General features: G+C 46.4%; 24 protein-coding genes. 17 read left to right on the top strand and 7 right to left on the bottom strand.

What is annotated here, in order from left to right:
- The first annotated feature begins 2 nt into the window (after nt 1-2).
- From ACKTT1_RS08530 to ACKTT1_RS08520, 3 genes are all read left to right on the top strand, one after another.
- Nucleotides 3-911 carry a sugar phosphate isomerase/epimerase family protein gene (locus ACKTT1_RS08530; protein WP_412709264.1) on the top strand — a complete coding sequence of 303 codons (909 nt, stop codon included), beginning with the start codon at nt 3-5 and terminating at the stop codon, nt 909-911.
- Nucleotides 912-1,036: 125 nt separating this feature from the next.
- A complete protein-coding gene (locus tag ACKTT1_RS08525) occupies nt 1,037-1,672 on the top strand; it encodes a LysE family transporter (protein ID WP_412709263.1) in 636 nt (211 codons plus the stop codon).
- A 1-nt stretch (nt 1,673) separates the two neighbouring features.
- Nucleotides 1,674-1,979, top strand: a complete 306-nt coding sequence (locus tag ACKTT1_RS08520) for a hypothetical protein (protein ID WP_369018795.1) — start codon at nt 1,674-1,676, stop codon at nt 1,977-1,979.
- Here the strand turns inward: ACKTT1_RS08520 and ACKTT1_RS08515 are convergent.
- Nucleotides 1,969-2,730 (bottom strand): undecaprenyl-diphosphate phosphatase, encoded by a 762-nt coding sequence (locus tag ACKTT1_RS08515; RefSeq protein ID WP_412709262.1) that lies wholly within the window; start codon nt 2,728-2,730, stop codon nt 1,969-1,971. The genes ACKTT1_RS08520 and ACKTT1_RS08515 overlap by 11 nt on opposite strands.
- Before the next feature lie 44 nt (nt 2,731-2,774).
- Between ACKTT1_RS08515 and ACKTT1_RS08510 the strand changes: the two genes are divergently transcribed.
- The 4 genes from ACKTT1_RS08510 to ACKTT1_RS08495 all read left to right on the top strand — a co-directional run bounded on the left by ACKTT1_RS08510 (nt 2,775) and on the right by ACKTT1_RS08495 (nt 4,987).
- Nucleotides 2,775-3,797 (top strand): L-threonylcarbamoyladenylate synthase, encoded by a 1,023-nt coding sequence (locus ACKTT1_RS08510; protein ID WP_412709261.1) that lies wholly within the window; start codon nt 2,775-2,777, stop codon nt 3,795-3,797.
- 93 nt (nt 3,798-3,890) lie between these two features.
- Nucleotides 3,891-4,241: a hypothetical protein gene (locus ACKTT1_RS08505; RefSeq protein ID WP_412709260.1), complete on the top strand. Its 351-nt coding sequence runs from the start codon at nt 3,891-3,893 to the stop codon at nt 4,239-4,241.
- A gap of 12 nt (nt 4,242-4,253) precedes the next feature.
- Nucleotides 4,254-4,622 carry a hypothetical protein gene (locus ACKTT1_RS08500; protein WP_412709259.1) on the top strand — a complete coding sequence of 123 codons (369 nt, stop codon included), beginning with the start codon at nt 4,254-4,256 and terminating at the stop codon, nt 4,620-4,622.
- A gap of 20 nt (nt 4,623-4,642) precedes the next feature.
- Entirely contained in the window at nt 4,643-4,987 is a 345-nt protein-coding gene (locus ACKTT1_RS08495) for a hypothetical protein (protein ID WP_412709258.1), read from the top strand.
- Here ACKTT1_RS08495 and ACKTT1_RS08490 read toward each other — a convergent pair.
- Genes ACKTT1_RS08490 through nth form a run of 3 tightly spaced genes read right to left on the bottom strand, consistent with a single transcriptional unit; the run spans nt 4,977 to nt 6,989 of the window.
- Nucleotides 4,977-5,618 (bottom strand): hypothetical protein, encoded by a 642-nt coding sequence (locus ACKTT1_RS08490; protein ID WP_412709257.1) that lies wholly within the window; start codon nt 5,616-5,618, stop codon nt 4,977-4,979. The genes ACKTT1_RS08495 and ACKTT1_RS08490 overlap by 11 nt on opposite strands.
- Nucleotides 5,619-5,646: 28 nt before the next feature.
- On the bottom strand, nt 5,647-6,345 hold the full coding sequence (locus tag ACKTT1_RS08485) for a hypothetical protein (RefSeq protein WP_412709256.1): 699 nt from the start codon (nt 6,343-6,345) through the stop codon (nt 5,647-5,649).
- A complete protein-coding gene (gene nth / locus ACKTT1_RS08480; protein ID WP_412709255.1) occupies nt 6,345-6,989 on the bottom strand; it encodes an endonuclease III in 645 nt (214 codons plus the stop codon). Before nth ends, ACKTT1_RS08485 begins: the two co-directional genes overlap by 1 nt.
- Nucleotides 6,990-7,024: 35 nt before the next feature.
- Between nth and ACKTT1_RS08475 the strand changes: the two genes are divergently transcribed.
- The 3 genes from ACKTT1_RS08475 to ACKTT1_RS08465 are packed head-to-tail and all read left to right on the top strand — an operon-like array spanning nt 7,025 to nt 10,472.
- Nucleotides 7,025-8,440, top strand: coding sequence for a sodium:solute symporter family transporter (locus tag ACKTT1_RS08475; RefSeq protein ID WP_412709254.1), 1,416 nt, complete (start codon nt 7,025-7,027; stop codon nt 8,438-8,440).
- Between the two features lies 1 nt (nt 8,441).
- Entirely contained in the window at nt 8,442-9,455 is a 1,014-nt protein-coding gene (locus ACKTT1_RS08470; RefSeq protein ID WP_412709253.1) for a zinc-dependent alcohol dehydrogenase family protein, read from the top strand.
- Between the two features lie 12 nt (nt 9,456-9,467).
- Nucleotides 9,468-10,472: a radical SAM protein gene (locus ACKTT1_RS08465; RefSeq protein WP_412709252.1), complete on the top strand. Its 1,005-nt coding sequence runs from the start codon at nt 9,468-9,470 to the stop codon at nt 10,470-10,472.
- 5 nt (nt 10,473-10,477) lie between these two features.
- Here the strand turns inward: ACKTT1_RS08465 and ACKTT1_RS08460 are convergent, their stop codons facing one another.
- Nucleotides 10,478-11,461 (bottom strand): GTPase, encoded by a 984-nt coding sequence (locus tag ACKTT1_RS08460; RefSeq protein ID WP_412709251.1) that lies wholly within the window; start codon nt 11,459-11,461, stop codon nt 10,478-10,480.
- Between the two features lie 188 nt (nt 11,462-11,649).
- On the opposite strand from ACKTT1_RS08460, the gene ACKTT1_RS08455 reads away from it, so the two are divergent.
- Genes ACKTT1_RS08455 through ACKTT1_RS08445 form a run of 3 tightly spaced genes read left to right on the top strand, consistent with a single transcriptional unit; the run spans nt 11,650 to nt 14,821 of the window.
- A complete protein-coding gene (locus tag ACKTT1_RS08455) occupies nt 11,650-12,456 on the top strand; it encodes a ParA family protein (RefSeq protein ID WP_412709250.1) in 807 nt (268 codons plus the stop codon).
- A complete protein-coding gene (gene ftsZ / locus ACKTT1_RS08450; protein ID WP_412709249.1) occupies nt 12,413-13,726 on the top strand; it encodes a cell division protein FtsZ in 1,314 nt (437 codons plus the stop codon). The genes ACKTT1_RS08455 and ftsZ overlap by 44 nt, the downstream gene beginning before the upstream one ends.
- 6 nt (nt 13,727-13,732) lie before the next feature.
- A complete protein-coding gene (locus tag ACKTT1_RS08445) occupies nt 13,733-14,821 on the top strand; it encodes an aldose 1-epimerase family protein (protein ID WP_412709248.1) in 1,089 nt (362 codons plus the stop codon).
- A 1-nt stretch (nt 14,822) separates the two neighbouring features.
- Here the strand turns inward: ACKTT1_RS08445 and ACKTT1_RS08440 are convergent, their stop codons facing one another.
- Nucleotides 14,823-16,931 carry a transglycosylase SLT domain-containing protein gene (locus ACKTT1_RS08440; protein ID WP_412709247.1) on the bottom strand — a complete coding sequence of 703 codons (2,109 nt, stop codon included), beginning with the start codon at nt 16,929-16,931 and terminating at the stop codon, nt 14,823-14,825.
- A 53-nt stretch (nt 16,932-16,984) separates the two neighbouring features.
- Between ACKTT1_RS08440 and polX the strand changes: the two genes are divergently transcribed.
- The gene (polX, locus tag ACKTT1_RS08435; protein ID WP_412709246.1) at nt 16,985-18,736 is read left to right on the top strand and encodes a DNA polymerase/3'-5' exonuclease PolX; all 1,752 of its coding nucleotides are present in this window, start codon (nt 16,985-16,987) and stop codon (nt 18,734-18,736) included.
- On the opposite strand, the gene ACKTT1_RS08430 is transcribed toward polX, so the two are convergent.
- Complete coding sequence (locus ACKTT1_RS08430) at nt 18,692-20,464, bottom strand: NAD+ synthase (RefSeq protein WP_412709245.1); 1,773 nt, start codon at nt 20,462-20,464, stop codon at nt 18,692-18,694. The two genes, polX and ACKTT1_RS08430, sit on opposite strands and share 45 nt — an antisense overlap.
- Before the next feature lie 182 nt (nt 20,465-20,646).
- On the opposite strand from ACKTT1_RS08430, the gene ACKTT1_RS08425 reads away from it, so the two are divergent.
- The 3 genes from ACKTT1_RS08425 to glyA are packed head-to-tail and all read left to right on the top strand — an operon-like array spanning nt 20,647 to nt 23,675.
- On the top strand, nt 20,647-21,903 hold the full coding sequence (locus tag ACKTT1_RS08425; RefSeq protein WP_412709244.1) for a 3-isopropylmalate dehydratase large subunit: 1,257 nt from the start codon (nt 20,647-20,649) through the stop codon (nt 21,901-21,903).
- A 5-nt stretch (nt 21,904-21,908) separates the two neighbouring features.
- Nucleotides 21,909-22,409 (top strand): 3-isopropylmalate dehydratase small subunit, encoded by a 501-nt coding sequence (locus tag ACKTT1_RS08420; RefSeq protein WP_369018814.1) that lies wholly within the window; start codon nt 21,909-21,911, stop codon nt 22,407-22,409.
- A gap of 9 nt (nt 22,410-22,418) precedes the next feature.
- A complete protein-coding gene (gene glyA, locus ACKTT1_RS08415; RefSeq protein ID WP_412709243.1) occupies nt 22,419-23,675 on the top strand; it encodes a serine hydroxymethyltransferase in 1,257 nt (418 codons plus the stop codon).
- Nucleotide 23,676: the final 1 nt, after the last annotated feature.

The raw sequence follows: 23,676 nt of genomic DNA, 5'->3' as shown, positions 1-23,676 counted from the left end.
TGATGAAGATAGGCTTCATGACTGCTTGCCTTCCGGAGCTCACTCTGGAAGAAATAGCAAACTGGGCTTCCCAAAACGGTTTTGAAATGCTGGAGGTTGCCTGCTGGCCCAAAACTTACGAGAAAAGGCGCTATGCGGGAACGCAGCATATAGATGTTGAAAACTTGAATTCAGAAAGTGCTGCCCAGATACGGGAAATGCTCAAAAAATATAAGCTGGAAATTTCTTCTCTCGGTTATTATCCCAACAATCTGGATCCGGACCTTGAACGGCGCAAATTTTACCATGAGCATCTGAAAAAAGTTATCAAGGCGGCTTCTCTTCTTGGTGTGGGTGTAGTGGGCACTTTTGTCGGAAGAGACCCTCGCATGAACGTTGAAGAAGCGCTGGAAGAATATGGCAAAGTCTTTCCAGAGCTTGTGAAGTTTGCCGAAGATCATGGAGTTAAGTTGGCTATAGAAAATTGTCCCATGCTCTACACTATTGACCGCTGGCCAGGAGGAACCAATCTGGCTACCACACCAGAAATCTGGGAGCGTATGTTTGAAATCATTCCCTCTGATTATTTGGGCCTGAATCTTGACCCTTCGCACCTTATCTGGCAACAGGTAGATTACGTTAAAGTGGTCTATGACTTTCGGGAAAAAATCTTCCATACTCACGCCAAAGATACCAAAATTCTCAAAGACCGCTTGAACCAGGTAGGCATCTTTGGCTTCGGATGGTATGTAGATAAAGTTGCTGGCACTGGAGACATTGATTGGAAATCCTTTATCCGTGCCCTGTATGACGTGGGTTATGATTATGTGGTGAGTGTAGAACACGAAGATCGCAGCTTTGAGAAAGATGCTGAGAGCAAGCTGAAAGGCATCCTTCTTGCTAAACAGCTTTTGAAACCCTATCTGGTCTGAATGCATTGGTTTTCTTGGAAAGCACCCGGACTGTGTAAGCCGGGTGCTTTTTTTATCTCCCCGTCCTTTCAGCTGGTGGTTTTCGGTTATAATATAAAGGAGTACTGATAGAAGAAGGTCACGCCATGGAGACCTGGACGTTGCTTTCCATTTTTGCAAGTGCTTTCCTGATAGGGTTTTCGGGGGCTCTGATGCCTGGTCCTTTGCTTGCGGTGGTGCTTTCAGGGAGCTCAAAAGAGGGTTTCCGGGCTGGTCCTCTGGTGGTTTTGGGACATGCCCTGCTTGAGACGGGTATGGTTGTTGCCCTGGTCTCAGGCTTGGGAGTGTTTTTTAAAAATGGCTGGGTAATAAAGGTCATCGGTCTTGCCGGTGGGGGTGTACTGGCCTATCTGGGGTTGGATATGCTCTTATCTCTGCGTCGCCTTCAAGGTGACATTTTGCATGGCTCTTCAAAGTCTTTTTCTTCAGGTAGCTTGATATGGAAAGGAATTGTGGCCAGTCTTTCCAACCCTTATTGGGTGATGTGGTGGGCCACGGTGGGAATGGCGCTGGTGATTTCAGCCAGCCGTTTTCCAATCTGGGGTCCGGTGGTTTTCTTTCTGGGGCATATTCTTTCCGATTTGGTGTGGTACAGTTTGGTGTCTTTTACTATAGACCGGGGTCGCAGTTTCTTTTCTCCCCGTTTTTACAGGGGGATGGTGGGCGTGTGTGGTGCTTTACTGGTTTTTTTTGGTGGGTATTTTGCAATAGGAGTTGTTTGAGATGCTTCGTTTAAAGCTGGAGCCAGTTCCTCATCGACATGGTGAAATAGTTTTTGTGTACTGGGAGTACGAGCTGGATAGTCCGTATCAGCTCTGCTTCATTCCCTTTGGTGCTTTGAACTCCTTTTTGCTTGAAGCGGTGGAAAACGAAGTTGAAGAGCTTCCCTCCGAGTTAGGTCTGGTTTTTGAAGACGGCCGCATTAAAATTTGGTTGCCAGACCACTTTTTCTCTGATGACCTTTTCAGGCGCATTGAGAAAGCGCTCTTTGAGAGACTGCGGATGTTTTTTGAAGAGGCTATGTTCTGAACGCCAACCAGAGAAGGAAAAAGATTCCCATCGCAATTCGATAGAACCCGAAGGGTCGCAATCCACGGTTTTTGACTATCTTGAAAAGGAAAAAGCAAGCTAAAAACCCGGATAGAAGCGCAGCCAAAAATCCTGCGAGAATTGGAGTGCTTGCGAAAAAACTGCCCGGGGATAGCTGAAGAACTCCTCTTGCAAAGGCTCCTCCTATGGTGGTCAGCGACAGAAAGAAAGAGAAAAGAACCGCTTCTTCTCGTTTGAGGCCAACCAGGAGACCGGCAAGGATGGTGGCTCCAGAGCGGGAAACACCGGGAAAAAGTGCAAAGACTTGAAAAAGGCCGATGAAAAATGCTTCTTTAAATCCTGGATTTTCCAGTGGTCTTGCACTTTTTTCTCTGACCAGGAGGAAAATGAAGCCTACCGCAATTAGAAGCAGTATTATCAACAGGTGTTTTTGGCGAAGAGAATCCTCGATGGTTTTTTCAAAAAGTAGCCCAAACACCCCTGCGGGTATGGTGGCCAGGAGGACTTTAAGAACGTATAAGGGATCTTTGATAAGTTTTCTGTATTGGGGGAGAAGGTATATTAAAACTGCAAACAGGGTTCCACCATGCAAAAGCACATCAAACAATAAACTTTCTTCTCCCAAAGAGAACACCGGGCGGAGAAGGATCAAATGGGCGCTCGAGGAAATTGGAAAAAACTCGGTTAATCCCTGTATAATACCTAAGGTGCTTGCTTGCCAGATATTCATAGTGAATTATTCTATACACTGAACATGGAAAGGTCAATTGAGAAATGGGAAAAGTGGTTCCTGCAACAGAGGAAAACATCAAATTGGGAGCAAAGTTGCTTGCAGAGGGCAGGCTAGTGGCTTTCCCCACCGAGACTGTATACGGCTTAGGGGCGGTTTTTTGCTTAGAGCAAGCGGTGGCGAGAATTTTTGAAGTCAAAAGGCGACCCTTTTTTGACCCTCTTATTGTGCACGTGGCTTCAAAAGAGGAGGTTTTTCTTCTCTGGCGAGAAGTGCCTCGTGAAGTGGAGGTGCTTCTTTCACGCTTTTGGCCTGGTCCGCTTACCCTGGTTTTGCCCAGAAAAGAAACCGTGCCCGATATTGTTACCGCTGGGCTGGATACGGTGGCAGTGAGAATACCTGCCCATCCGGTGGCACTGAAGCTAATTCAATATTGCGGTTTTCCTATAGCAGCTCCCAGTGCTAACCTTTTCGGGCATGTGAGTCCTACCCAAGCAAAAGATGTTGAAGAAGACCTTGGTGACGAGGTGGACCTGATTCTGGATGGTGGGGTTACTTCGGTAGGAGTGGAATCTACCATTCTCCTTTTTAGAGAGGGGGATTTTTATCTTTTGCGTCCGGGGGGAGTAGCAGTAGAGCTGATTGAAGAACTCCTGGGTAGGAAAGTGATACTGCGCAGGGGATTTTCTGGTCCAACCCTGGCTCCGGGAATGCTGAAGACACACTATGCTCCCCGGGTTCCGCTTTATATCTTCGAGGGGGCTGTGGAAGAGCTTGGCAGGGTGAACCTTGAGAACATCGTTGTTTTGAGTCCTTTTCCTCCCTCTTTTTCTGGAGATATGGTTTTCGTTTTGAGTGAAAAGGGTGACCTAAAGGAAGTGGCCTTTCGGCTTTTTGCAGCATTGCGGGAGCTTGAACGAAAGAGAGTCAAGAAAGCTCTGGCAATCCCCGTTCCGGAAGTTGGGTTGGGAAGAGCTATAATGGATCGCTTGAAGAAGGCTTCTCGGGGAGTAGCGAGATTGGTGGATGGAGAACTCGTGTTTGTTGAGTCTAAAGCATGTGGTTAATTAATACTCTTTCTGGCTTGGTTTTTAGTTGACAACCCTTGTTGGTTAGACTAAACTCAAGGCGTAAATATTATTTTGAGAGGAGGGTTTTTGTTGAGAACAAAAATAGTGGTTCTTTTGGTGCTTGTGGGTATGTTGACCATAGTACTTTTGGGTTGTGGAGCAACGGGAGTCATCAGTACTGGTGGCAGTTCCTCACCTCCACCGCCGCCGTCCTGCAGTCTGCGGGTTATCTCTTCGTGTTATGATTGCTGGGGTTATGTCTGGGTGAACGGGCAGAGTACTGGTCAGTATCTTGATTACAACGGTGCAGTTTTTATTCCCAATGTTCCCTGTGGTACAACTGTTTCAGTTCAGCTGGTGGATGAGTTTGCCAACTATAGCCATGTTGAATATGTTGTTACCCAGCCAGGAGAAAACCTGGTTAATTTCACTTACTGGTAAAACTTGCTTTTTGTGAGGGGTGAAGTTTTTGGGGTGATGCGTTTGGTAAACAGAAAAGTTTTGGTGCTGGTTGTGTTGTTTTTGACAAGTGCTTTTGTGGCTGTAGGTTGTGATGTAACAATTGTTGGCCCACCGCTTGTATTTGGAGATGTAAGGGTATGTACCAGTAATTCTTCTTATTATGCCCGGGTGTACATTGATGGCAACTTAGTGGGAATAATAGACGGCTGGGGTATGTATGCTCCCCAATGCACTGGATGGTATTCAATTACCCTCAATGAAACGCACAGAGTTGTCCTGCGGGATGTAAATACCGGTGTGATTTTAGTTGATCGGTGGGTAACGCCCACTTACGACGGGTATACCATCGAAATATACTGAAGCTTAAAGAGCCTGTTCTCTTGATAAGAAGTAGAATTGAGCCAAAAATATTTCTTGCGGTTGTAGCTGCAGTATTAAGTATTTTCCTTTTTTCTGGATGCCGGGTGGGTCTCGGCGTGGTAGCTGAGATCCGCCTGGGAGTGGTTTATTTTGCCTCATCCAGCCCTGAAACCTACGGTGAACTCTATCTTGACGGCTCTTTTATAGGCCGGCTTGAGCCCCTTGGGGTAATTTCCAGGATTACCACTCTGGACTTCCCGCACCAGGTGGATTTACGTTGTGGCTTTTGTGGGGAAGTGCACACCTGGATTTTTGAGCCTCCCTTCCACGCAGGGGAGACTATGGAGCTGGTTGTTACTCACTAAAAACTTTGGTAAGTACTAATTGGTATCCCCTCTGAGGAGCTTCTATTTTTTCGGGATAAAACTGGTTGTTCTTGTAATAGAGGTACAGTTTTTCTCCAGCAACTTGTAGCAAAAACAGAGTTTTGTCAGGGCTTTCCTGGAGTTTCTCCACCCTGGCCTTCCATATCATGCCAGAGATGGGAATGAGCACTGCAAGTGATTGAACGCTTTTTGGTTGCTCGTTGCCGATTAAAAAGGGTAACTGTTCCAGGTCAAAGACCGGTCCTTTCGAGGACAGAAAAGCCTTTTTCTTTCCTGCTTTTGCAGAGAGAAGAACTTCGATATGGTCAGCGTAATAGTTACTTTCGATAAATAGCGTTCCACGTGGTGTATACACCCATTTTCGAGAACGAATGGGGAGGCCGTTTTGCTTGGCAAGCCATAGCTCGGCTTCTTTGCGATTTTCTGTTCCCTGACCCAAGATAACCATAATGTGCAAGGTGTTTCCTTCTTCCTGAAAGGTGTAAGTGAAAGTACCCAGCTCCCGCTGGCCTTTGAGGGCCTGAACTGTGTAGCGAAGCGAATCCGGATAAGATGGTTGCTGGGAAAAGGCACTGTTAGCTGTAAAGAAAGCCAGAATGACAAAAAGCACAGTTACCTCTTTTACAAGGTGCTGTAGGTTAATTTGTGCCTACCCCCTTTGCTTTTCGATAACTTACAAAGAGCATCGCATAACCCAGTACGGAAAGAAGCGGCAGGATGCTTGAAGTGTAAAGAATGGAAACCAAAGCTCCCTGGGGGGTGCTCTGGGCAAAGCTCAAAACCAGAGCGTGAAGAGTTTTTATGCAGAACACTGCAATCAGAATGAGCGGGGACTGGGACCTGTCTTTACGCTTTCTGGAATGAAACCACAGGGCCAGAAGACCAAAAACTGCCATTTCTACCTGCGCCTCAAGAGCACCCCTGATTACCAAAAGAGGGGTTAGGAAGCTTGCAAACTGGCTGTAACCGTAGAAGTGATGGAGGGGATGAAAGAGCACCAACAGGATATCCCGGACAAGCTTGCCCATTCCAAAAGACCATCCCCAGAACAGTGCCGGAAGAAGGGATAAAGGAGTCTTGGGGACGGCAAGAATTCCAATCATTAAAAAGATAATTGCCAGCTCTGCATAAGTTTTGGCCAACAGGGAAAGAAAGGTTCCCTCAAAGCCAGCATAGCAAAAAAGGAGTAATCGTTCTATTTGGGGCAGGGGTAGAATTAAAGGAATAAGGAAACTGAGTACGTAGAGAAGGTAAAATCCCGTTTGGGCTTTTTTCAAGAAAGAAAGTAGCAAGGCAGGAGCAAGGAGAACAACAGCCAAAAAAATTGCATAGCCCACTACTTTGGCACTCCAATCTTCTCGCAATACTTTTCGACTGGGCACATCCCACAGCGGGGTCGGCGGGGAAGGCAGATGTTTTGTCCAAACAAAACCAGGGTGTGGTTGAGCTCTTTCCACCATTTTTTAGGAATAATTTTGCGTAGTTCTTTCTCAGTTTCTTCGGGATTTTTTGTGTCAACCATACCTGTTCGGTTAGCAATGCGATGAACATGGGTGTCCACGGCAATGGCTTCTTTTTCGAAGGAAACACTGAGTACCAGGTTGGCCGTTTTTCTTCCCACTCCAGGAAGCTGTAACAATTCTTCAAGTGAGGAGGGAACTTTGCCTCCGTGTTTTTCGAGAAGAATTTTTGAGACTTCTCGCAGAGTTTTGGCTTTCCTGCGGTAAAAACCCACTGGATAAATTATCCGACTCAACTCCTCTTCAGAAAGCTTGGCAATGGCTTCTGCTGAAGGAGCAATCCGGAAGAGTCTTTCGGCCACTTTCTGGGTGACTACATCTTTGGTGCGCTGACTCAGGATACATCCCAAAAGCACACGTAAGGGGTCTTTTTCTTGAGAAGAAAGGGTGTAATCTTGCCATTCCCGCTTTTTATCCTGTAAAATGACTAAGATTTTTTCTATCGTGGTGGCATCAAGCATATGTCTATAATAACGAGGAGGGAGGCCAAAAGCAAGTGAAAACGTTGATTCTAGTTCTGTATGTAGCCTGTATGCTGCTTATCGGATATTACAGCATGCGCAAAACGAAATCTCTCAGTGATTTTTTTCTCGCCAATCGAAGCTTGGGTCCCTGGGTTTCTGCTTTTGCTTACGGCACGACCTATTTCAGTGCCGTGCTTTTTATAGGGTATGCGGGTCGCATAGGCTGGAACTTTGGCCTTTCCAGTTTATGGATTGTGGTGGGTAATACCCTAATTGGTTCCCTGCTTGCCTGGCTACTGCTTGCTAAGAAAACCCGCCAAGTTACTGAAAAGCTTAACGTGATGACCATGCCGGAGTTTCTGGGCGCTCGCTATGGTGACCCTTACCTGAAAGCATTCTCAGCAATTTTGGTTTTCGTCTTTTTGATTCCTTATTCAGCCTCGGTTTACATGGGTTTGAGCTACCTTTTTGATGTAGTAATGGGTATTCCCTATGTTCTGGCCCTGCTTTTGATAGCGGTATTAACTGGTGTGTATCTGGTGATGGGAGGTTATTTTGCGGTTGCATTAACCGACCTTGTGCAGGGAAGCATCATGTTCTTTGGAGCTATCTTCATGGTTTTTTATCTTTTGGCTCACCCTCAGGTTGGCGGACTAAGTGGTGCAATAAGTAACTTGCGGGCCATAAACCCTTCCCTGGTGAATGTGATTGATCCTCCAGGTTTCTGGCCCCTTTTTGGACTGGTGGTGTTAACCAGTCTTGGTCCCTGGGGACTTCCCCAGATGGTTCAAAAGTTTTATTCTTTGAAGAGTGAGAGAATTGCTTTTGCGGCTACAGTGGTCAGCACCATATTTGCTCTGGTTTGCGCTTTCAGCGCTTACTTTTCTGGCTCACTTACTCGACTTTTTTTTACCGAGCTTCCCCAGATGGGCGGTGTGCCCAATGCTGATTTGCTGATGCCTAACCTTATTGTGAAAGTCATGCCTCAGGCTTTTACTTTGATTTTTTTACTGCTGGTTTTTTCTGCTTCCATGTCCACCCTTTCTTCCCTGGTGTTAGTTTCTTCTTCGGCTGTTGTGGTGGATCTCTTTCCTCAATCCTGGAGAAGAAACTCTCTTTTCTGGATGCGCTTTCTATGTGGCCTGTTTGTTTTCCTGTCTTTGCTGATTGCTTTCAAAAGAAGTACTTTCATCGTTAACCTGATGTCTATTTCCTGGGGTGCAACAGCAGGAAGTTTTCTGGCGCCCTATGTTTATGGTCTTTACTGGAAAAGAGGTACTCGTCAGGCGGCCTGGACATCGATGCTTTCTGGGTTGGTTATTGCAGTTGGGTTTTCCTGGTATTTTGGCTTTCGTTCTCAACTGGTGCCTCTGGTGGGTTCTCTGGCTATGCTGGTACCTCTGGGGATTTTCCCAGTGGTGTCTTTATTTTCGGGAGGTGAAAGGTAAAATGTTAGCCTGTGTTTTCAAAGCCAAGAATCAGTGGGTTGTTGAAGAAGTGGCAGAACCTGAATGTAGACCTGATGAAGTGATAGTCAGGGTAAAAGCGTGTGGTGTTTGCGGCACAGATTTGCACATTTTGCAAGCAGAGTACTTTTCGGATTTCCCCATCATTGCAGGACACGAATTTTCGGGGGTTGTGGAGCGAGTTGGAGAAAAGGTTACCCAGTTTAAGCCTGGTGATCGGGTGACAGCAGATCCCAACATATTTTGTGATCGCTGCTACTATTGTAAAATCAACAAAAACAATCACTGCCTTAACCTTGAGGCAGTGGGGGTTACCAGAAGTGGTGCCTTTGCCGAGCTGGTTGCGGTTCCGGAAAAGTGTCTTTTTCCGATACCGGAGGGGTTGAGCTTTCAGGAAGCGGCCATGGCCGAACCTCTGGCCTGTGTAATTTATGGGATTCAGAGAAGTAATCTACGCCCTGGGGAAAGGGTGCTCATTTTTGGTGCAGGACCTATAGGGCTTTTATTGCTCTGCGCTTTTCAGAAAAGTGGTGCCTCTCTGGTTACTATGGTCGATGTTAGCGAGAAAAAGCTCAATCTGGCTCAGGAGCTGGGAGCACATGCAGTGGTGGTTGCAGATGGTTGCGAGGGTTCCAGATTGCGTGAGATAGCTCCTCTGGGCTTTGAGGTGGTGGTCGATGCCACTGGTATCCCCGCAGTGCAAGAACAAGCCTTGCAGTTTGTTCAGCCGGATGGTACCTATCTGCTTTTCGGAGTAGCTCCCCGGGGTGCATTAATGAAAGTGGAGCCTTACTCCATTTTTAAGAACGACCTGCGCATTGTGGGCTCTTTTGCAGTCAAAAAGACCATGCAATATTCGCTCAATTTGCTGGCCAGCGGTGCTATCCCTGTCAACAGGTTGATTTCAGCCTCTTTTACGCTGAACGACTTTGGTCTGGCCCTTTCTGAGGTTTTGGACAATCCTGACCACCTCAAGGTACAAATTGTCTTTCCTTAGTCGTTTTTCAACATGTCAGAGGTGCTAAACTTCCAGTGGCACTTTACCAATCGCTGCAATCTCCGTTGCAGGCATTGTTATCAGGATTTTTTCCAAGATGTCCCTTCCTGGACTGACCCGGTTTTGGTTGGGAAAAGGTTGCTTGCAAGCCTTGCTAAACATGGTTTAAAGGCTACTTTTGCGCTTACTGGGGGAGAACCGTTCCTTGTACGGGACACACTCTTTGCCATCCTCGAGCTTCTGGAAACTCATCCTTCGGCAGAAGAAATCAGCATTATCACTAATGCTACTCTTTTCAATCAAGGACTGCTTGATGTGCTTTCCCGTTTCAGAAAGCTGGTTTCCTTTAAAATTTCCTTGGAAGGAGCGGGCCCCAAAAGCAATGACTTCATTCGTGGCAAAGGTAACTTTGAGAAGGTGGTTGAGAGCTTAAAGACGATTTGTCGCCAGAAGCGGTTTGATGTGTACGTCATGTATACTCTGTATCGAGATAATTTTTTGGAGTGGCAGTCTCTTTTCCCCTTACTGGATGAGCTGGGTGTTAAAGGTCTGATTTTGGAGCGCTTTGTCCCGGAAGGAAAGGGTAAGCTGATGAAAGAGCTGGTTCTTGATAGGTCGATGTGGAAAACGTTAATTCAGGCACTCATTGCTTTCTGCCGGCTGGAAGAAGTGGAACCTTTACAGCTTTTACCCTACAAGGCTTTTATGATTTCGATAGCCGAGCGTTCACTTTTAGGAGCGCTCTGTGAGCTGGGACGCTCTTTCTGTATTATGCCAGATGCTGCCCTTTTTCCGTGCCGTCGTTTACCTCTGGTACTTGGTTATCTGGACAGAGACGACTTCATGGATATTCTGAGTGGTAGCACCTTGCTTTCTAACCTCAAGGACAAATCGAAAATAAGCGGTCAGTGTGGAAGTTGTGCTTTCAAATCTTGTGTGGGTTGTCGCGCTCTTGCCTATGCACTCTCGGGAGATGCCTTTGCAGAGGATGCCCAGTGTTTTCTAAGTGATTCCTGAAGTGTTCAATGGGTGTGGATTTCCACCACGTCCCCGTCTTCAAGCTGGTAATCAACGGGAACGAACTGACCTTCAAACTTGGCCGAACCCCACACCCTTGCTCCTCGAGTAGAGCTGGCGACTTCTTTGTGAATGAGTTCCGCAAGGTCCATTACCGTTTGTCCCTTGAAGAGCACAAAGGGGCGAGACATGTCTGGTGGTCGGTTGGGAGGTTTACTATACACCCTAATAATTCCAGCTATTTCAAAGATGCGTTTTTTGAGTTCTGCTTTTCCTTTCTCGTCAATGTTTTTCAGAGATATTCCCCAAACCGGAAACTCTTCTTTCCATAGTTCTTCAACCAGGGAAAAGATTTCCTGGTCTTCCGAATGCTCTACTTTGTTACAGAGAAGCAAGGTTCGTATAGTGTGCCATCCCGGTATTTCTTTGTTCAGGGAAATACGGTATTTTTCCAGTTTATTCCGAACGTTCTCTATTTCCTCAAGCAAGGTAGCGCTTTTCGCGTCTACGACCAGCAAGCAGGCACGCACCCGTTGCAGGGCAGAAGCAAAGTTGCCTTCCAACTCCTTTTCAGCGATGGGTGGAAAGTCGATGAGTTGAATCTGGATGTTTTCGTATTCCATCATTCCTGGTAAGGGTCGATAAGTGGTGAAGGGGTAATCTGCAATTTGGGGTGAGGCGTTGGTAAGAGTTGCAAGAAGTGTTGATTTTCCACTGTTCGGTGGGCCAATTATGGCTATCTGGGTAACCCCTGCCTTCTCAATGTAGAAAGGGTTAAAAGTGCTTCCTTTCCTGGATTTTTCTTTCTGAAGGCTTTTTCGCATGCGGGAGATCTTTTGCTTGATTTCTGCTTGCAATTTTTCAGTGCCTTTGTGTTTGGGTATGGTGCGTAACATTTCTTCAAGAGCCTGGAGTTTTTCGGCTTCGCTTTTAGCCTCTCGGTATCTTCTCTCCACTTCAAAATACTGAGGAGGTAAATTGGCAGGCATTCTCGGCCCTCTTTTGAACTTCCTGTTTCTTCAGGTTCTGAATGCTTAATAAAACGGGAACAAAAAATCACTGCCCACTTGACGCTTCAGAAATATACGGCTAACATTTAACATAAGCGGGCGGTTTTTATTCTACCACGCCTTTTCTTATTTTTGAAGAAAGGGTTATTCGGATAGTGGGGGATGCGATGCGCATTATTGCTGTGGCTAACCAGAAGGGAGGGGTGGCAAAGACCACAACCACCATCAACCTTGGTGCTTCTTTGGCATACCATGCTCGTAAGGTTTTAATTATCGATATGGATCCTCAGGCTCACTCCACACTGGGCTTGGGTTTTGAACCCAACGAGTTTGAGAAAACTATTCTAAATGTTCTGGAACCCCCGCGCAGCCCTTACAAGCTCCCCCTGCGTGAGGTTATTGTGCCCACTAGGACTGCCAATCTTTATCTTGTTCCTGCCAATATCGACCTTGCAGGTGCTGAATATCGATTGATTGACAAACTGGGGAGAGAAGATTTTCTCAACTCCAGCATCCAGAAGAGCAATCTTGACTTTGACTACATCCTTATCGATTGTCCCCCTTCGCTGGGAATACTGACCATTAATGCTTTAAAAGCAGCCCGTGAGGTCATTGTTACCATACAACCTCACTATTTTGCCCTGCGAGGCATTGAAGAGTTCATGGAAACCATTGAGTTGATGCGTGAGAATCTGAGGCATGAGCCAGAAGTGTTTGTATTGATAACCATTGCCGATGTGAGAACTAATCTTTACAAGGAAGTAATTGGGGAGATTAAAAGGTATTTTGGCGACCGAATGTTTAAAACCATCATTCATAAAAATATTGCTCTTGCGGAGGCGACCAGTCACGGAATGCCAGTTATTGAGTATGAACCCACCTCAAGTGGTGCTCAAAACTATTTATCTTTGGCAAAGGAGGTGATTCGCTTTGAAAAAGAAAAGCCTAAAGCGCGGCTTCTCAGAAAGAATTGACTTTAAACGAGAACTCATTCGAGATACGACACGTGGTCTTGATTCAGAAGAAGCAGTGCAAGAGGAAACTTCGTCAACCCCTAAAAAGTCGACAGCCAAAAAAACGGCTCCTCGTGCTAAAAAGAAAGAGGCCGCAGAGAAAGTGGCCACCATTAAGGTTATCGGTGTCGGAGGAGGGGGCACTAACGCTGTAAACCAAATGATAGAGGCGGGGATAGAAAGCGTTGACCTGATAGTGGTTAATACCGACATTCAGTCTTTGCAATGTTCTCTGGCACCTCAGAAAATCCAGATTGGAGCTTCGCTCACCAGAGGTTTGGGAACTGGTGGTAATCCCAAATTGGGAGAAGATGCCGCCCGGATGGACAAGGAAAAAATTGCCCAGCTTGTTGAAGGAGCAGACCTGGTATTTGTGACTGCCTGCATGGGAGGAGGTACCGGTACTGGCGCTTCTCCGGTAATAGCAGAGTTAGCCCGTGAAGCGGGAGCGTTGACCATAGGAGTGGTAACCAAGCCTTTCAGTTTTGAAGGAGCACGTCGAGCAAGACAAGCCTTAGAAGGTATTGAAAATTTGCGCAAAGTGGTTGATGCACTTATCGTGATTCCCAATGACCGCTTGATGGAGATAGCGGACCGGGACACTTCATTGAGAGAAGCGTTTAAAAAGGCAGATTTTGTTCTCTACCAGGCAGTGAGAGGCATTGCTGACCTCATTACTTCACCTCAGGACATCAACCTGGACCTTGCCGATTTGCGAACAGTCCTTACTGGAGCGGGAACGGTTCTTATCGGTATCGGTCATGGTCGGGGTAAAGACAAAGCTAAGCAAGCTGCAGAAATGGCTATTTCCAGCCCGTTGCTGGAGGTTTCCATTAGAGGCGCCCGGTCTATCCTTTTAAGCATTACTGGTGGTCCGGATACAGGGATTCACGAGGTTAAGCAAATTGTTGACATTATTAATAAGGCTGCAGGTACAGAAACTGACCTTCTTTTTGGCAATAAGATAGATCCTGAGTTCAGCAACGAGATACTGGTAACCCTGGTAGCAACCCGTTTTGAATCTGCACCCGAGGAAAAAACAGAAGAAGTTCCTCCCCTGGTTGAGAATATTGCTGTTGATGCACTTGAGCAGGATATTGATGACAAGCTCATCATTGAAGACGACCTTGATGTTCCTGCTTTTTTGAGGGAGGAGCAAAAGAAAGGTTCAGAAGGGAAAGCACGTCTTGATGAAGTGCTGGGGATTTTTAAGCGATCAAGGAGGGAATAAGCAGTTATGGCTTTTCTTTTTGGTAAAGAGTTAACCAGAGAAGAAATACTGAAAAGAGTAGGTGATATTTCTCAGATAGGTGGAGTGAGGTTAGCCTGCCTTGCTGATGGCGTGGAGCGGGGAGTTCGTATAGCGGAGGTAAATACTGGAGGCGGACTCTACTATACCGTCTTGCTGGACCGAGGTATGGACATTGCCTGGACTGCTTATAAAGGAATAAGCATAGCCTGGCGTTCGGCAACCGGCAATCTTTCACCCTTTTTCTTCGAACCGGAAGGTTTGGGGTGGCTGCGTGGTTTCCACGGAGGATTGATGAATACTTGTGGTCTTACCTATCACGGAGCTCCCTGCAAAGATGAAAGTACTCACCCCTTTCTCGAGGAAGAGGAACTGGGCCTTCACGGAAGAGCTTCCTTTACTCCTGCAAGCTGTGTTTGGGCTGATGGAGAATGGCAGGGGGACCAGTATATTTTCTGGGTTCAAGGCAAAGTTCGCGAAGCCATTGTATTCGGCGACAAGCTGGTCTTGCACCGCAAAATCTGGGGCCGCTTGGGAGAAAACGTTATTTACATTGAGGATAGAGTGCGCAACGAGGGTTCTCAGGATAGTCCCTTTATGATTCTGTACCACGTTAATGTTGGTTATCCGGTTCTTGACGAAGGTAGCCGTTTGCTTTTGCCAGTGACCAAAACCATTCCCCGGGATGAACATGCTGAAGAAGGCAAGGAAGACTGGGACCGCTTCACGGCTCCTCAAAAAGGGTACTTTGAAAAGGTGTATCTCCACTACCCGAAAACTCTTGAGGATGGCAAATCGGCTTCTCTGCTTTTGAACGAAAAAATACAACTTGGAATTTACCTTAAGTTTGATGTTCAGGCTTTGCCTTACTTTACAGAGTGGAAGATGCTGGGTGAGGGAGAATATGTGCTGGGTATGGAGCCTGGAAATGCTTTTCCACTGGGAAGGAACAAAGAGCGCAGCGAAGGGAGGCTCCAATTCCTGAAGCCTGGTGAGGAAAAGCGCATTACTCTTGAGATAGGTGTGCTTGATACCGCGGACCAGATAAAGAGATTTCGTGAATATTTGGGGGTTTAATCTAAAAAAGCTTTTCGATTGCAAAGGAACCCTTCCATATCAGCGAGTAATAGAAGTAGTTGACAAGCACTTTTTCAAGGTATCCTTTGGTTTCGGGAAAGGGGATATTTTCGAAAAAGAAATCGGGATCTTCTGAATAATTTTGTAGCCATTGTTTTACCCTGCCTGGTCCAGCATTGTAAGAGCAAATGGTGGGAATTAGTTTTCCTTCAAACTGCTTTAGAAGGTAATCGAGATAGGCAACACCGATGTGAATGTTAATTTCAGGTTGCAGTAGGGTTTCTTCATCAATGGTTTCGAGCTTAAGTTTTGCCTTACCGGTTTCTAACATCCACTGTGCTGTTTGGGGCATGAGCTGTGCAAGTCCCAGAGCTCCTGCCCGGGATTGACTGGTAACCTCGAAGAGACTTTCGGCACGAATCACTGAAAACACTAAATAAGGGTCTACTTCCGGAAAGAGACGGGTAGCCTTTTCAACTTCTTGCTTAAAAAAGAGGGGATAAAGGTTAGAGAGTAAAAGCAAATTCTGGTTGGCTTGGGAAAAGTTTTGTTGTAAGTAGAGGGTATGGAGAATAGCCTTGCGATATTCACCCATACTGATGTAAAGCCTTACGAACTCAAGGTGTAGGAGCTTTGCAGAGGGATTTTTGTGGTAAAGAAAGAGCAGTTCTATCTCTGCATTCTGGTAAAATCCCTTTTCTTTCAAAAAAAGATAGCTCTTCCAGTGTTCTCCAGCTTTTTCAAGCTGGGTTGACAAGTTTTGCGGATAGTTTTCTATTACCGGAAGTGGTCGGTTCTCGATGTGAAAGTGTTCCTGCGGATTATAGCCTTTTTGGATTAGCTCCTGCCAGCTGCGCACGAAGTAGTAGTCGATGTTTTCGTCTGCGAGAATTTCCCAGAGGAGCTCTGGCTCGCTGTTTTTGCCCAGTTTATAAGACCAGAAGAGGGCCCGGTTTTTGTGCTGCGGAAACTTTTGTAAGCCTTCCAGAGCTGCTTGGATTTGTTCGGAGTTGCCCTCTCTCAATGCTTTTTGAAACCATACAAGATAGAAGGTATCTTTCTGGGGAAAAAGCTCCAGCGCCTTATGGAGAACGAGTGAATAATTTGTATCATCTCCCAGGCTCTGGTAGCAGGCAAGAAGATTGAGGTAAACACTGAAAAGATAGGAAGAATGGGGATAGGTCTGGAGCAGTTTCTGATAGTGGTTTATAGCTTTGGAGTAATTCGCGGAGCGCTGACTTAAGACCCCCTGGTAAAAGAGTAATGTTTCCTGGAAATAGGTTTCTCTGCCGTACTTTTCAAGGAGTTTTTGCAGTTGGGATAGATCGTTAACAGTGAGCAGGTATCGTATTTGCAAGTTGAGAAGGTTTTCTTTTTGCAAGAGGTTGAGAGAGCGTTTTTCCACTTCTTGGAGCATGCTTTTGGTTTCCTCGAAAAGATTCAGAGAAAGTGCAAACGAAGCCAGGTCCAGGAGTGAACTTACAGAGAGGCTTTCCAATTTTAGTTCAGGGAAGATTTGTGAAAATAATTCCTTGGTTGGAACATATTTCTGGGTAGAGTATTGCTTGAAGACCGTTTTTAAAAGCAATCCTGCTTCGTTATATTTGCCCTTTTGGGCAAGCGTTTCCACCATCAAGGCCAGGGATTGCTGGCGCTGCTCAGCCAGAAATGCATGTTGCAGGGCTTTTATGGTGTAAGTCAAGGCTTGTTGAGAATAACCATTTTTGAGGTAGCGTTCTGCGCTCTGGTGGTAGATTGAAAAAAGGAGGGGGGAGTCTGGGAAAAGCTTTTCAGCAAGCGATAACCAGAGAGGAGCTTTTTGCAGGAACGAGGTGTCGGGAAGAGCAGAAAGCCAAAGGTATAAGGCGTGGTCGATGCAAAATAATTCGCTTTCTCCGAGGCTTTGTAGGATTCGTATTTCGGCCTCGTCCATTTTTCCTCTTTCGACCAAAGCAGCGATTTGCAAGAAGTTTTCCTGGTTCTCTGCTTCACAGGATGGTTTCCAGAAAAAGAGAAGAACCATTAAAATTAAGAGTGAGAAAGCAATGCTGGCAGTTTTTTGCGGGGATGAATATAGTGAGAGCGTTTTCGTTCTCTTTTTGTTTTTCATTTGTGAGTTATGATACCATTGTTAGGTGAAGGTTGCAAAGGGGATGGAGGGTTATGAGGAACCAGGAAGTGGCCAAGATACTCCGGGACATTGCTACTTTGCTCGAGATTAAAGGCGAAAATCGCTTCAGGGTGGTTGCCCACGAGGAAGCTGCGCGACGTATAGAATCCTGGCCGGAACCAATTGAGGAGGTGTGGCGAAGGGGTGAACTTACCAAAATACCGGGTATTGGAGCGAGTATTGCTGCAAAGATTTCAGAATACCTGCAGACGGGAAAGATGCAATACCTTGAGGAGTTGACCCGGGAAGTTCCTCCTGAACTCATCGAGCTTACCAGAGTTCCAGGGCTTGGCCCCAAGCTTGCCAAGTTACTGTATGAGGAGCTGGGTATAAAGAGCCTGGAAGAGCTTGAGAAGGCAATCGCTGAACGGAAGCTTCGTAATCTTCCTCGCTTGGGTGCCAAGAGTGAAGAAAAGATTAAAAAAGGCCTCGAGATGCTAAAGCGTCAAAAGGGGAGGATGCTCCTTGGGCAGGTATTGCCAGTAGTTGAAGAAATCGTGGCCCTACTTAAAGAAAAAACCGGTGTTGAACAAATAAGTCCCGCAGGAAGCGTGCGCCGTATGAAGGAAACCATAGGAGACATAGACATTCTGGTGGCCAGTTCTCAAGCAGAGAAAATAATGGATGTGTTCGTTGCTCTACCTGTGGTGAAAGAGATTCTTGCCAAAGGGGCTACCAAATCAAGCGTTGTGCTTCACGATGGTTTACAGGTGGACCTGAGGGTGGTAGAGCCAGTTTCTTTTGGAGCAGCGCTCCAGTATTTTACTGGTTCGAAGGCTCATAATATCAGATTGCGAGAGATCGCAATCAAGAAAGGCTTGAAAGTCAATGAGTACGGAATTTTCAGGATAGATAATGGCCAGCGGGTAGGTGGCGAAAGAGAAGAGGAGATTTACGAGATTCTGGGTATGGAGTGGATTCCTCCTGAGTTGCGCGAAGATCAGGGGGAAATCGAGGCTGCGCTTGAAAAGAGACTTCCTGTTTTGATAGAGCTTGCAGACATCAAGGGAGACTTGCACGTGCATTCTCGCTGGAGTGACGGGTTGAGTCCTATCGAAGAAATGGCTGAAGCAGCTCTGAAAAGAGGGTATCAGTATCTGGCTATCTGTGATCACACTCAATCTCTCGCAGTCGCTTCCGGCCTTGGTCCTGAGGAATTGCAAAAACGAAGTAGAGAAATTCGGGAATGGAACAGCAAAAGGAAAGAACTTTTGCTCCTTTCAGGTGTGGAAGTGAACATATTGAGCGATGGTTCTCTGGACCTTGCAGATGAAGATCTGGCAAAACTCGATGTAGTGATAGGAGGCTTGCATTCGGGTTTGAACCAATCGAGAGAAAAAATTATGATGCGCCTTGAAAAAGCTATGCACAATCCTTATGTCCAGGCAATCAGCCATCCTACGGGTAGACTTATCAACAAAAGGGAAGCCTACAGCGCGGAGCTGGACAGCTTGCTGGAACTGGCATCTCGGACAGGCACCTTCCTGGAAATCAACGCCCAGCCAGAACGTCTGGATTTGCGCGACATTGATGCTCGCAAGGCCAAAGAAAGTTTTGGTTTGAAGATGATTATCTCTACTGATGCTCATGAACCTAAGTCTCTTGATTACATGCGTCTTGGGGTAGCGCAAGCCAGAAGAGCCTGGCTTACTGCTCGCGATGTTTTAAACACCTATGATCTGGAGAAGCTCTTGGACTATCTATCTCGAAAGAGGAAAACCAGGGCGGGAAGCATTCCTGATTAACCAAGGTTCTTTGAAGCGGTTGGTTATAGGCATTCTCCAATCTTTGCCGAAAGCGCGAGTCGATATTTTTATGCCCACTGGAGCCTGTTTTCTTTTGTATTCGTTTTTTCTAAGCATGTCGATGGTTTGTAATATGGTTTCCATTGCAAAGCCTTTGTCTGCTATTTCTTCGGGGTCAAGATTTTCTTCGATGTAGTATCTCAAAATTTCATCAAGTATTTCGTAAGGAGGAAGTTTTTCCTGGTCAGTTTGGTTTGGCCTTAGTTCGGCTGAGGGCGCTTTTTCAAACACTCTTTGAGGGATAATTGGGGCTCCTTTTTTCTGGTTGTACCATCTACCTATACGGTAAACATCTGTTTTGTAAACATCTTTGATAACAGCGAGTCCTCCCGCCATATCGCCGTAAAGAGTTGCATACCCGGTTGCCATTTCGCTTTTGTTGCCGGTGGTCAGCACCAGCCACCCGAACTTGTTGGATAGAGCCATTAGATAATTACCTCTGATTCTGGCTTGCAGGTTTTCTTCTGTGATATCGGGATTTGTCTGCTGAAAAACTTCTTCCAGAGCTTTCAGGTAGGATTCGAAAACTTTGTTTATGGGAATAGTTAGCGCCTCTATGTTCAGGTTTTGCGCTAACTGGTAAGCATCTTCAAGGCTTTCTCGCGACGTATAAAGGGAAGGCATAAGGACTCCCTTAACGTTTTCGCTGCCCAAGGCCTCCGTGGCTATAGTAGCTACTAAAGAAGAATCCATTCCTCCACTCAATCCCACCACCACTTTTTTAAAGCCGTTTTTCTTTACGTAATCCTGAACTCCAGTAACCAGAGCCTTAAAGATTTCTTCTTCTCTTTCCATATAAGAACCGGGTTTCTCCGGATATCTCTCTTTTTTGGGTTTTGGTGGTGGCAATTCCAGAAGCTTAAAGGGCAGATTCTGAGTAGACATGTACCTTCGTCGGGGATCCAGAAGATTTATTCTGAGGTTTTCATCAAGGTCGATGTCAATAGTGGTTATCTCTTCCTCAAAAGTGCCCCCCTTGAGCACCACTTTGCCGTTAGGGTTGCTCACCAGACTGGTTCCATCAAAGAGTAATTCGTCCTGCCCCCCTACCATATTACAATAAGCAATGGCTACATGATAGTCGTAAGCTTTCATGGAAAGGTATTTTTCCCTGAGCAAGGGTTTACCAACGTGGTAAGGTGAAGCCGAAATGTTGGCTACAAGGTGCACACCGCAACCCAAAGTCAATGAAGCCAATGGCTCCACAGGATTCCATATGTCTTCGCAGATGGTGACACCTATCTTAATTTCTCCCATCTTCAGGACCAGCATTTCCTGGCCGGGTTTAAAGTATCGATGTTCGTCGAAAACTCCGTAATTAGGAAGGGAAATCTTATGGTAAATACCCAGAACTTTGCCGTTCTGGATTACGGCTGCTGAATTATGGGCGTCTTCCTGACAGTCTATGAAACCAACCACCATAGCTACTTGCTTTCCCTTGCTGTAGTAGACAAGCTTTTCCAGTGTGGCCTGATTTTCTTTGAGGAAAGAGAGCTTGAGCATGAGGTCTTCGGGTGGATATCCTGATAGGAAAAGTTCGGGAAAAAGCAAAAGGTCGCTCTCCCTTTGTTCTGCTATTTCCAAAGCCTCCCTGGCTTTTTCAAGATTACCCCTAAAGTCCCCCAGAGTTGGGTTTAGCTGTGCGAGAGTTACTCGTAGTTTTTTCAAGCTTCATAACCCCTTTGTGCTTTACTTCAAGAAATTATACACCATTTTGCGTTTCTGGCAATTTGAGGTTAGCAATTTTCGGAGTTGATAGAGGTTGTTGTTTTGAAATTGACTTTCTTCTCAGGCTTGGGGTATTATTTGGGAAACGTTGAGTGGAGGATTGGAAGCAAGGAGCGATGAAAATGGGCAAAACGATGGCTGAAAAAATTTTTGAATTAAAGAGTGGTAAAGCGGTGCAGGCTGGAGACCTGGTCATTGCGTCAATTGATTTTGCAATGGGGCAGGATGGCACTACTCCACTGGCAATTCGTTCCTTTCAGGAAATGGAGGGCAAAAAAGTTTTTGATCCGCAAAGAATCGCTTTCGTTATAGACCACAATGCTCCCAGCCCTCTGGAGTCTGTATCACGTCTTCATGATTTGATGCGTGAATTTGCCCGTACTTTTGGTATTCGAGTTTTTGACGTGGGTTGGGGGGTTTGTCACGAACTTATGGTTGCACAGGGACTGGTAGTACCTGGCGACCTGGTGGTGGGTGCCGATTCTCACACTTGCACCTATGGTGCCATAGGGGCCTTTTCCACTGGAATTGGCAGTACAGAACTGGCTGCGGTAATGATTTCAGGAAAGCTCTGGTTTAAGGTTCCCGAGACCATTAAGGTGATTTTCACCGGTCACTTACCGAAAGGTGTTTATTCCAAGGACCTGATTCTTTATCTGGCTGGAAAGATGGGAGCTGATGGTGCAACCTATAAGGCTCTTGAATTCCATGGTCCAGTAATTGAGCAGCTCGAGGTGGAAGAACGCTTTACCATATCCAACATGGCAGTGGAAGTGGGCGCCAAAGCCGGTCTTATGCCACCCGATGAAAAAGCTTTGGCCTGGGTTAAGCAACGAGCACAGAGGCCCTTTGAGCCTGTGTACCCGGATGATTCAGCTAAGTACGCTGAAACTATTGAAATTGATTGCTCACAGCTCGTTCCCCAAGTGGCATTGCCACACAGAGTAGACAACGTGAAACCAGTGAATGAGGTGGAAGGTTTACCTGTTCAAGAAGTATTTATTGGTACCTGCACCAATGGGCGAGCGGTGGATATTCAGGTTGCTGCTTCCATTTTAAAAGGACGAAAGGTGCATCCTGAGGTTCGGCTTATTGTGGCACCTGCTTCAAGGGAAATCCTAATGCAGGCAATTCGTGAAGGATGGGCCGAAACTATAGTTGAGGCTGGAGGCACCCTGGTTACTCCAGGTTGCGGGCCTTGTGTGGGAACGCATCAGGGAGTACCTGGTGATGGCTGGAATGTTATCTCCACGGCAAACAGGAACTTTAAGGGCAGGATGGGTAATAACAAGGCGTTTATCTACCTGGCTTCTCCTGCTACTTGTGCGGCTTCGGCAATTGAAGGTAAAATTACTGACCCCAGAAAGTATTTGAGGTGATTGCAATGAAGTTAAGAGGTAAGGCTCATAAATTTGGAGACGATATCAATACTGACTATATTATTTCTGGGAAATACAAGTTTAAAACCTTGGATATGCAGGAACTGGCCAAGCATGTTATGGAGGACATCGACCCGGATTTTTACAAGAAAGTTTCTCCCGGGGATTTTATCGTTGCGGGCAAGAATTTTGGTTGTGGTTCTTCCCGAGAGCAGGCGCCCCGAGCTCTTCTGGCCAGTGGCATAAAAGGGGTGCTGGCTAAATCGTTTGCTCGTATATTTTTCCGTAACGCTATTAACTGCGGTTTGCTGGTCTTAGAGTGCGATACTTCTCCTATCGAAAGCGGGGATGAGTTAGAGGTAGATTTAAAACAGGGTCTGGTGGTGGACCTCAGTCGCAATCTGGAGGTAAGAGCACAACCCCTTCCGGAAGTTATGATTCAAATTCTGGAGGAGGGCGGATTGGTGCCCTATTTTAAGAAGTACGGCTCTTTTCAGGGGGTTTGAGAACGACTTATGTGGACAAAGCTCAAGACTACAGATCCCGAGGTGTACGGGTGGGTCGTTAAGGAACTGGAGAGGCAACGCAACAAACTGGAGCTCATAGCTTCTGAGAACTTTACCAGTATTGCAGTCCTGGAGGCTCAAGGAAGTGTGTTAACCAACAAGTATGCCGAAGGCTATCCAGCGAGACGTTACTATGGAGGTTGTGAGTTTGTAGACCAGATTGAGCAATTGGCTATAGACCGGGCTAAGGCTCTCTTTAAAGCCGAGCATGTCAACGTCCAACCTCACTCCGGATCGCAGGCCAATATGGCGGTTTACTTGGCTACTCTCAGGTATGGCGATGTGGTTATGGGCATGGATCTCGCTCATGGAGGACATCTCACTCATGGTAGCCCGGTTAACTTTTCCGGAAAGTGGTATCGCTTTGTTCCTTACGGGGTTTCTCCTGACACCGAGACCATAGATTATGACCAGCTGGAAGAGCAAGCAAGAGAAGTAAAACCTCGAATGATAGTAGCTGGGGCAAGTGCTTATCCACGCTTTATAGACTTTGAGCGTTTGCGTTCCATTTGTGATGAGGTGGGTGCTCTTTTGATGGTAGACATGGCCCATATCGCGGGCCTGGTAGCTGCTTCTTTCCACCCTAATCCCTGTCCTTATGCTCATCTGGTTACCACCACTACTCACAAGACGCTTCGTGGTCCCCGAGGAGGTATGATACTCTGCAAAGAAGAATTTGCGAGAGCGGTTGACAAGGCTGTGTTTCCCGGGACTCAGGGTGGACCTTTAATGCATATCATTGCTGCCAAGGCGGTGGCGCTTAAAGAAGCAGCAACACCTGAATTTGTGGCCTATCAGGCTCAGGTTGTCAAAAATGCAAAATCACTTGCTCAAGCTCTTCAAGAGAAGGGTTATCGTTTGGTTTCTGGGGGCACCGATAATCATCTTTTGCTGGTGGACTTGAGAAATATTGGTCTTACCGGTAGAGAGGCGGAAATTATCCTGGACCAGGTGGGCATTACAGTAAATAAAAATGCTATTCCTTTTGATCCCCAGAAACCTACGGTGACCAGCGGCATCAGGTTGGGTACTCCTGCCTGTACTTCTCGGGGCATGAAAGAGGAGGAGATGCAGCTTATTGCTGAGCTTATAGACCGGGCGCTACGAGGAAGGAGTTCCGAGACAACCCTGCAGAAAGTGAGGAAAGAAGTGCTTAACTTGTGTAGTCGTTTTCCACTTTATCCGGAGCTAAGTGTTGAGGAATAGA

Source organism: Atrimonas thermophila (genome assembly GCF_045864955.1).
Taxonomy (GTDB): domain Bacteria; phylum Atribacterota; class Atribacteria; order Atribacterales; family Thermatribacteraceae; genus Thermatribacter; species Thermatribacter velox.
Note: the sequence above shows the minus strand (reverse complement) of the source record. Positions and strands in the feature narration are given on the sequence as shown.